A 320-nucleotide genomic window follows, 5' to 3' on the forward strand; every position below is an offset into this window, starting at 1 on the left:
CGGAATCCTGCACATTGTCGAAAGTTTTGTTTAGTTTTGAGAGGTCTACTCTCAAAAACGGTTACGCTTTTGGGCCTATAGCTCAGCTGGTTAGAGCGCACGCCTGATAAGCGTGAGGTCGATGGTTCGAGTCCATTTAGGCCCATCCACCGGCCTTCGTGACCGGAGTAACTTGGGGAATTAGCTCAGATGGGAGAGCACCTGCTTTGCAAGCAGGGGGTCAGCGGTTCGATCCCGCTATTCTCCATTGACACGTCAGTGTCAAAACTTGGTTCTTTGAAAACTAGATAATATTAATTTTCTGTAATGATTGAAATTGT

General features: G+C 46.6%; 2 tRNA genes. Both read left to right on the plus strand.

The features are described 5' to 3' along the window. Positions 1-71: 71 nt before the first annotated feature. Positions 72-145: transfer RNA gene (locus FD12_RS07645), tRNA-Ile, on the plus strand. A gap of 29 nt (positions 146-174) precedes the next feature. Continuing rightward, a tRNA-Ala gene (locus tag FD12_RS07650) sits at positions 175-247 on the plus strand. Positions 248-320 lie beyond the last annotated feature (73 nt).

The sequence above is a fragment of the Lentilactobacillus rapi DSM 19907 = JCM 15042 genome (assembly GCF_001436255.1).
In the GTDB taxonomy this organism is placed as follows: Bacteria; Bacillota; Bacilli; order Lactobacillales; family Lactobacillaceae; genus Lentilactobacillus; species Lentilactobacillus rapi.